General features: G+C 61.4%; 8 protein-coding genes. 5 read left to right on the plus strand and 3 right to left on the minus strand.

Annotated elements, in window-relative coordinates; translation table 11 throughout:
- Nucleotides 1-130 precede the first annotated feature (130 nt).
- From LQ215_RS29010 to purM, 3 genes are read right to left on the minus strand one after another with little or no spacing between them, the layout of a single operon-like run.
- Nucleotides 131-844: a DUF3108 domain-containing protein gene (locus LQ215_RS29010; protein ID WP_003204662.1), complete on the minus strand. Its 714-nt coding sequence runs from the start codon at nucleotides 842-844 to the stop codon at nucleotides 131-133.
- Nucleotides 845-852: 8 nt separating this feature from the next.
- Nucleotides 853-1,503 (minus strand): phosphoribosylglycinamide formyltransferase, encoded by a 651-nt coding sequence (gene purN / locus LQ215_RS29015; RefSeq protein WP_003204660.1) that lies wholly within the window; start codon nucleotides 1,501-1,503, stop codon nucleotides 853-855.
- The gene (gene purM / locus LQ215_RS29020) at nucleotides 1,503-2,561 is read right to left on the minus strand and encodes a phosphoribosylformylglycinamidine cyclo-ligase (protein ID WP_230153675.1); all 1,059 of its coding nucleotides are present in this window, start codon (nucleotides 2,559-2,561) and stop codon (nucleotides 1,503-1,505) included. Before purM ends, purN begins: the two co-directional genes overlap by 1 nt.
- Nucleotides 2,562-2,925: 364 nt before the next feature.
- On the opposite strand from purM, the gene LQ215_RS29025 reads away from it, so the two are divergent.
- The 5 genes from LQ215_RS29025 to LQ215_RS29045 all read left to right on the plus strand — a co-directional run bounded on the left by LQ215_RS29025 (nucleotide 2,926) and on the right by LQ215_RS29045 (nucleotide 7,502).
- The gene (locus LQ215_RS29025) at nucleotides 2,926-3,984 is read left to right on the plus strand and encodes a DUF2066 domain-containing protein (RefSeq protein ID WP_230153676.1); all 1,059 of its coding nucleotides are present in this window, start codon (nucleotides 2,926-2,928) and stop codon (nucleotides 3,982-3,984) included.
- Between the two features lie 32 nt (nucleotides 3,985-4,016).
- Nucleotides 4,017-5,090 (plus strand): AI-2E family transporter, encoded by a 1,074-nt coding sequence (locus LQ215_RS29030; RefSeq protein WP_003204655.1) that lies wholly within the window; start codon nucleotides 4,017-4,019, stop codon nucleotides 5,088-5,090.
- 169 nt (nucleotides 5,091-5,259) lie between these two features.
- Entirely contained in the window at nucleotides 5,260-5,964 is a 705-nt protein-coding gene (hda, locus tag LQ215_RS29035; RefSeq protein ID WP_003178999.1) for a DnaA regulatory inactivator Hda, read from the plus strand.
- A 212-nt stretch (nucleotides 5,965-6,176) separates the two neighbouring features.
- A complete protein-coding gene (locus LQ215_RS29040) occupies nucleotides 6,177-6,803 on the plus strand; it encodes a C40 family peptidase (protein WP_003204649.1) in 627 nt (208 codons plus the stop codon).
- Between the two features lie 165 nt (nucleotides 6,804-6,968).
- Nucleotides 6,969-7,502, plus strand: coding sequence for a C40 family peptidase (locus LQ215_RS29045; protein ID WP_230153677.1), 534 nt, complete (start codon nucleotides 6,969-6,971; stop codon nucleotides 7,500-7,502).
- Nucleotides 7,503-7,999 lie beyond the last annotated feature (497 nt).

Below are 7,999 nucleotides of genomic sequence, written 5' to 3' on the forward strand. Positions count from 1 at the left end.
CATTCAATATCGATGCAAGCTGACCCACCGCTATCGCGAGCAAGCTCGCTCCCACAGGGTTATTGGGTGGTCATGAAACCCGGGCAATAAAAAGCCCCGCATGTGCGGGGCTTTTTGTTATCGGCGTCGATCAGCTGCCTTTCACAGCCTTGCCGTTGACCGTACCGTCCAGGAGCATGATGTTGTACTCCTTGCCGTCGGTCTCGACCTGTTGCAGGCGCACCAGCAGGTAATCCCAGTCCTTGGCGAACCAGAGCACGGTGATGCGCTTGCTTTGCGTCGGGTCGCGCACGCGCTCGACCTTGATCGCGTCGATCTGGCCGGCCTTGGTGTCGACCTTTTCCGAACCCAGCACGCGGAAGTCATAGGTATCGACTTCGCCATCATCGACGACCTGATAGCTCATGCTTTTCTTGCCGGCCGCCACATCGTGCTGCAGGGCCAGTTGATAGGTGGATTTATCGACCATGCCACGGTTGAGCGGCAGCTTGACCGCGTCGCCGCGATCGGTGCCGGTGACCATCTTGGTGTTCCAGTCGAAGTCCAGGTCGGCTTTCTTGGCCTTGCCCAGGCCACCGCGTTCGAAGTGGTAGGACTGTGGCAGCAGCGTGTCCTTGTCCAGGGTCAGGGTGCTTTCTTCGGTCAGGCTGGCGATCATCATCGAAGCCTTGAAGCTCAGCTTCCAAGTGCCGTTGGCTTCCTTGGTCAGGCTGCGCTCGGCGGTGCCGCTCATGGGCAACTGTTTCCAGTCGGCGGTGTAGCTGGCGGAGAACGGTTGTAGCTCCGAAGCCTGTGCCAGGGGCAGGGCAAGCAGAGCGCAAGCGAAGAGCAGGGCGCGACGCATAAAATCTCCTAGTATCGAATCAAATGGCCGCTGGCGGCGAGTAACTGGCCGTCCAGTGAGGCTCCGCGATCGTCGAGGGTCAGCCTTCCTTCGGCAAACCAACGCACGGCCATCGGGTAGATCTGGTGCTCGCGGGCGTGAACCCGTTGCGCCAGGCTTTGCGGCGTGTCGTGCAACTCTACCGGTATTACTGCCTGTACGACCAGTGGTCCGCCATCGAGTTCCTCGGTGACAAAGTGCACGGAGCAGCCGTGCTCCGTGTCTCCGGCCTCCAGGGCGCGCTGGTGAGTGTGTAACCCTTTGTATTTGGGCAGCAGCGAGGGGTGAATATTGAACAGGCGGCCCTGGTAGTGACGCACGAAGCCGGCGCTGAGGATGCGCATGAAGCCAGCGAGGACCACCAGTTGCGGATTGAAGGTGTCGATCTGTTCGATCAGCGCGGCGTCGAAGGCTTCGCGGCCCTCGAACGCCTTGTGATCCAGGACGCGGGTGTCGATGCCCGCGTCCTTGGCGCGTTGCAGGCCGTAGGCATCGGCGCGGTTGGAAATCACTGCGCGGATACGGACCGGGCTGTCGCCGGTCCGCGTGCTGTCGATCAAGGCCTGCAAGTTACTGCCGGTGCCGGACAGCAGCACCACCACGTCACAGGTTGCGGACATCAGTGCGCCTTAAGGTTTTTCAGCTCGACCTGTGCAGCGCCTTCGGCGGCGGTGGCGATCTGGCCGATGACCCAAGGCTGCTCGCCAGCTTCACGCAATACGTTCAGGGCGGTCTCGACGTGCTCCTGGGCCACGCAGATAACCATGCCCACGCCGCAGTTCAGCACGCGGTGCATTTCGGTTTCATCGACGTTGCCTTTCTCTTGCAGCCAGTCGAACACGGCTGGGCGGGTCCAGCTCGCCACGTCGACCACGGCCTGGGCGCCTTTTGGCAGCACGCGCGGGATGTTGTCCAGCAGGCCACCACCGGTGATGTGGGCCATGGCCTTGACGGCGCCGGTGTCCTTGATCAGCTTGAGCAGCGGCTTGACGTAGATGCGGGTCGGGGCCATCAGCAGGTCGGCCAGTGGCTTGCCGTCGAGCTGGGTGTTCTCGATGTCGGCACCCGAGACTTCGATGATCTTGCGGATCAGCGAGTAGCCGTTGGAGTGCGGGCCGGAGGACGGCAGGGCGAGCAGGGCATCGCCGGCAGCGACTTTCGAACCGTCGATGATCTCGGATTTTTCCACGACGCCGACGCAGAAGCCGGCCAGGTCGTAGTCTTCGCCTTCGTACATGCCTGGCATTTCAGCGGTTTCGCCGCCGACCAGGGAGCAACCGGACAGCTCGCAGCCGGCGCCGATGCCGGTCACGACCTGGGCGGCAGTGTCGACGTTCAGTTTGCCGGTGGCGTAGTAGTCGAGGAAGAACAGCGGCTCGGCGCCGCAGACCACCAGGTCGTTCACGCACATGGCCACCAGGTCGATGCCGATGCTGTCGTGCTTGTTCAGGTTCAGGGCCAGGCGCAGCTTGGTGCCGACGCCGTCGGTGCCCGAGACCAGGACCGGTTGCTTGTAGCCGGCCGGGATCTCGCAGAGGGCGCCGAAACCGCCCAGGCCGCCCATGACTTCCGGACGCGCAGTGCGCTTGGCGACGCTCTTGATGCGTTCGACCAATGCTTCACCGGCGTCGATGTCTACACCGGCGTCCTTGTAGCTCAGGGAGGGTTGCTTGCTCATGATCCAGGCCTTTAGGGGGGATTTCTGGGTAACGACCGGCGCCGGGGCCATTGAATAACCGTTGTACGAATTATTCCGGGAGCCCAGCCATTGCCGGTCTGCGAAGGCGCGCGATTTTATCAGGCTTGAGGGGCAGCGGCCATCCTCGCGCCGACGGGCAGGGACATATCCACGGAAAAAAACCGATATTTCTTATATTGGTACTGCGTAGCGCGTCTGTATAAGGTGTAGCGGTAACCGGTTATGGTGATGACCGTGCGAAACTTCCACCGGGCGTGTGAATGTTTTGCCGGGTGCTGTGGTCACAGCCATGCTCAATCTTCTTCACACGGCCTGTTCCAGCCGTTATGTCCGGGAATCTTCCATGCGTTTGTTCAAATTCTTGTCCGTGGGCTGCTTGTCGCTGATCAGCCTGGCGAGCCATGCCGAAACCGTCAATGGCCTCTATCAGGTGCTCGAACCGGTCGCCAGCCAGACACCGGAGGAGCGCAACCAGGCGACGCTGCGCGCCCTGGATACGCTGGTGCTGCGCCTGACCGGCGACGCCAAGGCTGCCCAGAGTCCCGGGTTGGCAGCGCTGCGCAAGGACCCGCAACAGATCATTCTTCAATATGGCTACGACGCCGGCCCGCCGGAAAGCCTCAAGGTGGACTTCGATCCGGCAAGCACCGATCGGGCATTGCGTTCGGCAGGCTTGTCGCTGTGGAGCGCGAACCGGCCATCGATTCTGGGCTGGTGGCTGAACGATTCGGTCGAGGGCTCCAGCCTGGTGGGCGATGGCCAGGCCAGCGCCACGCCACTGCGGCGTGCCGCCCAGCACCGGGGGCTGGCATTGCACCTGCCGCTGGCGGACTTGAGCGAGCAGATCGTTGCCACCGCACCGAACCTGGAAGGCAGCGACCCGGCGCCTTTGCGCGATGCGTCGGAGCGCTACGCAACTGACGCCTTGCTGGCGGTCCACGCCAAGGAAGAGGGCGGGCAGTGGCACGGCACCTGGCGCCTGTGGCTGGGCGATCAACGCGAGCAGGGCACTGCCCAGGGGGCCGATCCGGCCGCACTGGCTGACGCGGTGATGTTGGCGGTGACCCAGCGCTTGGCGCCGCGCTTCGTCGCCAAGCCGGGCGTGGCCACCGAACAGTTGCTGGAGGTGCAGGGCATGAACCTTGAGCGGTATGCGGCGCTTGGGCGTTTGCTCGAACCATTTGGTGGGCAGTTGCAGCAGGTTGAGGGTGATCGGATCGTCTATCGGGTCAACGGCAGCGCCGAGCAGTTGAAAGCGCAACTGGCCCTGGCGAAATTGCAGGAAATCCCGCCCGGCGAGGCCGTCGCGCCAGTGCCAGTGGCGCCGCCCGCCGCCGATGGCTCGGCCCCGGTTGCAGCACCTGTGCCGGCGCCGGCAGCCAATCTGCGGTTCCGCTGGTAGGTTTTCTTTCTTTATATAGCTAGGAGTGGTTCATGGGCGATACGCGGCGTTGGTTCTGGTTGGGCGGGGTTGCCCTGCTGATTGCGCTTATCTATTTGCTGCATCCGATCCTGACGCCGTTCCTGGTTGCACTGTTGTTGGCCTATCTGTTCGACCCGGTGGTGGATCGCCTGGAAAAACTCGGCCTGTCGCGAACCTGGGGCGTGGTGGCGGTGTTTGCGCTGTTCACCTTGATTGTGGGCGCACTGTTGCTGGTGCTGATCCCGATGCTCGCCAAGCAACTGCTGCGCCTTTACGAATTGGCGCCGCAGATGCTCGATTGGTTGCAGCACAGCGCGGTGCCATGGGTGCAGTCGAAACTGGGGTTGGCGGACGGTTTCTGGAAGTTCGACAAGGTCAAGGCGGCCATCAGCGAGCACATGGGCCAGACCACCGACATCGTCGGCGTGGTGTTGAGCCAGGCCACGGCCTCGGGCCTGGCGTTGATCGGCTGGCTGGCGAACCTGGTGTTGATTCCAGTCGTGGCCTTCTATCTGCTGCGGGATTGGGACCTGATGATGGCGAAGATTCGCAGCCTGCTGCCGCGTCACCGCGAAGAGCGCATCATGACTCTGACCGGCGAATGCCACGAAGTGCTGGGGGCGTTCGTGCGCGGGCAACTGCTGGTGATGGTGGCCCTGGGCTTCATCTATGCGGCCGGGTTGATGCTGGTGGGGCTGGAGCTGGGGCTGTTGATCGGCTTGATCGCCGGCCTGGCCGCCATCGTGCCGTACATGGGGTTTGTGATTGGCATTGGCGCGGCATTGATCGCCGGATTGTTCCAGTTCGGCGGCGACCTGTACCCGATGGTCGGCATCGTCGCGGTGTTCATGGTCGGCCAGGCCCTGGAGGGCATGGTGCTGACGCCGCTTTTGGTGGGCGATCGGATTGGCCTGCATCCGGTGGCGGTGATCTTCGCGATCCTGGCCGGTGGCGAGTTGTTCGGCTTCACCGGGATCCTGCTGGCGCTGCCGGTGGCGGCGGTGATCATGGTGCTGGTGCGGCATATGCACGATCTGTACAAGGATTCGGACATCTACAGCGGTGCCGAAGACCCTGATCTGTAAGGCGAATGGCCGGCGGGGTGTCAGGGAAACTGACGCTCCGCGCCCTTGCCGCTGCAAACCTTTGATTTTGCTCGTGGTCCGGCGCATTGTGCGGCCCGCGTCACGGGTATAAACTTTGCGCACTTTACACAGAGGCCACTAACGGTTCCCGAGGAACTGTTCAGTCAGCATGAAACCGATTCAGCTGCCCCTAGGTGTGCGTCTGCGTGATGACGCCACCTTTATCAATTACTACCCAGGCGCCAATGCCGCTGCACTCGGCTATGTCGAGCGGCTTTGCGAAGCCGACGCCGGCTGGACCGAAAGCCTGATCTATCTGTGGGGCAAGGACGGGGTAGGGCGCACGCATCTGTTGCAGGCCGCGTGCCTGCGGTTCGAGCAATTGGGCGAACCTGCGGTGTACCTGCCGTTGGCCGAGTTGCTCGATCGCGGCGTTGAAATTCTCGACAACCTCGAACAGTACGAACTGGTCTGCCTGGATGATCTCCAGGCCGTGGCCGGCAAGGCTGATTGGGAAGAAGCGCTGTTTCACCTGTTCAATCGGTTGCGTGACAGCGGTCGGCGCCTGCTGATCGCCGCATCGACGTCGCCACGGGAACTGCCGGTGAAGCTGGCGGACCTCAAGTCCCGTCTCACCCTGGCATTGATTTTCCAGATGCGCCCGCTTTCCGACGAAGACAAACTCCGCGCCTTGCAGCTGCGCGCGTCCCGGCGTGGCCTGCACCTGACCGACGAAGTCGGGCATTTCATCCTCACTCGTGGTACCCGCAGCATGAGCGCGTTGTTCGAACTGCTCGAACGCCTCGACCAGGCCTCACTCCAGGCCCAGCGCAAGCTGACTATTCCTTTTTTGAAAGAAACTTTGGGCTGGTAGAACCGTTGCAGGTAGTGGCTCTTGGCCTGCTATGGGCGCGGCGAAACCCGCGGTCCTGCTGGGCTGCAGACCACGTGACGTTCAAAATGGGCTTAAGCGCTTAGATGTAAACGCAAAACCGAGAAGTCACATTTGCATCGATTGAATTTGCAAATGAGGTTGATAGAAGGCATAGTCTCGCCATCTTTACTACTTCAGCCACGGTCGTGCCCATGCTAAATCGCTTCGCACCCCTCGTGCCTCTCGCACTCGTTACCCTGTTGTTTGGTTGCGCTGCCCACTCCCCAGTGTCCCAGCAAGAGCAACAACCACAGGTCAAGAACTCCGTTACCGCCCAGTCTTCCTCCGTTGCGTTCCAGGAAGAAATGGCCTCCGACAAAGAACTCGCAGCCTTTGCAGGCAGCAAGCCTTACCAGCTTCCAGTACTGGCCGACAGCATCCTGGAACGCGGTATGTCGTTGATCGGTACCCGCTACCGTTTTGGCGGTACCTCTGAAGCCGGCTTCGATTGCAGCGGTTTCATCGGTTATCTGTTCCGCGAAGAGGCCGGCATGAACCTGCCGCGTTCCACGCGCGAAATGATCAACGTGAATGCCCCCCTGGTAGCTCGTAACCAACTGGAACCCGGTGACCTGCTGTTCTTCAGCACCAACGGTCGTCGCGGTCGTGTCAGCCACGCGGGTATCTACCTGGGCGACAACCAGTTCATCCATTCCAGCAGCCGCCGCAGCGGTGGCGTGCGAATCGACAGCCTGGGCGACAGCTACTGGAGCAAGACCTTCATCGAAGCCAAGCGCGCCCTCGCCATGGCACCGACTGTGGTCACTGCTCGCAAGTAAACACACAGTTTGTAAGGCAAACTTAAAGTCTTACTTGAAGTTTGCTGCATAGCCGCTAGAATCCTAGATCATTGATTGATGGCAATCCGCCTGCGTATTCCGCAGGCGGATTTGTTTTCATGCTTACGGCAGAAAAGCCGCATCCAGATCAGGATTGTTCTGCATATGTCGACGTCGGCCCGCCTCGCTCTCATGTTTATTGCCGCACTGCTCAGCGCGTGCGCCAGCCGCACCCCGCCGCCTGCTCCAGTGCGGGCTCCGGTGGTCTTTGCACCCTCGCAACCTTTTTCCCCGGTCGCCGAAGACGTGCTCTTTCGGGCACTTGGCCTGGTGGGCACGCCTTATCGCTGGGGCGGCAACACGCCGGATTCGGGTTTCGATTGCAGTGGCCTGATTGGCTATGTGTACCGCGACGCCGCCGGTATTGCCCTGCCACGTTCCACGCGGGAAATGATCAGCATGCGGGCGCCAGAAGTGGGTAAGGACGCGTTGCAGACCGGTGACCTGGTTTTCTTTGCCACCAACGGCGGCTCCCAGGTCAGCCATGCCGGGATCTATGTCGGTGAGGGGCGTTTCGTCCACGCGCCGGCCACGGGCGGTACGGTCAAGCTCGATAGCTTGTCCAAGGCCTATTGGCAGAAGGCCTATCTGGGCGCCAAGCGTGTGTTGCAGCCGGAGCATCTGGCGCGTAACCCCTGACGATCAAGATGATCGATTCTGCTGGAGAGGCTTTTGTGGCGAGGAAGCAAGCTCTCATGGAACAAATACAACCCCATGTTTTTAAAGTACTTTTCAACAAGCTGCAATGTGGCTCAGTTGGACCGTTGTTCCCGTGTGGCGAGGGGCGGTGCGACGTTTCGCTAAATCCCCTCGCCACAGGTAATGCTGTTCACTTAAGGAAGCGGTGCTTTTCCTAGGGGGGAGAGCGCTGTTTTCTTTGGGGTTGGGTTGAGTACATATCCGTTGCTGCGGTAACGGCGGCTTAGGGTTCCGCCCTGACGGCGGCTCACTTTTGAAAAGCGCAAAAGTAAGCAAAACGCTTCTGCCCCACCACTCGGTGCCTCGCTAGGGCTCGGCATGCCCTCACTCCGGCATTGCTCCGTGGGCCGCCGCGAAGGGCCATCCATGGCCCAGCGCGGCTATCCCGGCATCCATGCCGGGATGCCCACTGCGCAATGCCTGCGTTCGGCCATCGT

It is taken from the genome of Pseudomonas brassicacearum, from assembly GCF_918698105.1.
Taxonomy (GTDB): Bacteria; Pseudomonadota; Gammaproteobacteria; order Pseudomonadales; family Pseudomonadaceae; genus Aquipseudomonas; species Aquipseudomonas brassicacearum_F.

What these genes read in the sequence shown, in the direction of transcription:
- LQ215_RS29030 (WP_003204655.1), top strand. Translation starts at nt 4,017, where the DNA reads ATGGGCGATACGCGGCGTTGGTTCTGGTTGGGCGGGGTTGCCCTGCTG.
- purM (WP_230153675.1), bottom strand. Translation starts at nt 2,561, where the DNA reads ATGAGCAAGCAACCCTCCCTGAGCTACAAGGACGCCGGTGTAGACATC.
- hda (WP_003178999.1), top strand. Translation starts at nt 5,260, where the DNA reads ATGAAACCGATTCAGCTGCCCCTAGGTGTGCGTCTGCGTGATGACGCC.
- LQ215_RS29025 (WP_230153676.1), top strand. Translation starts at nt 2,926, where the DNA reads ATGCGTTTGTTCAAATTCTTGTCCGTGGGCTGCTTGTCGCTGATCAGC.
- LQ215_RS29010 (WP_003204662.1), bottom strand. Translation starts at nt 844, where the DNA reads ATGCGTCGCGCCCTGCTCTTCGCTTGCGCTCTGCTTGCCCTGCCCCTG.
- LQ215_RS29045 (WP_230153677.1), top strand. Translation starts at nt 6,969, where the DNA reads ATGTCGACGTCGGCCCGCCTCGCTCTCATGTTTATTGCCGCACTGCTC.
- LQ215_RS29040 (WP_003204649.1), top strand. Translation starts at nt 6,177, where the DNA reads ATGCTAAATCGCTTCGCACCCCTCGTGCCTCTCGCACTCGTTACCCTG.
- purN (WP_003204660.1), bottom strand. Translation starts at nt 1,503, where the DNA reads ATGTCCGCAACCTGTGACGTGGTGGTGCTGCTGTCCGGCACCGGCAGT.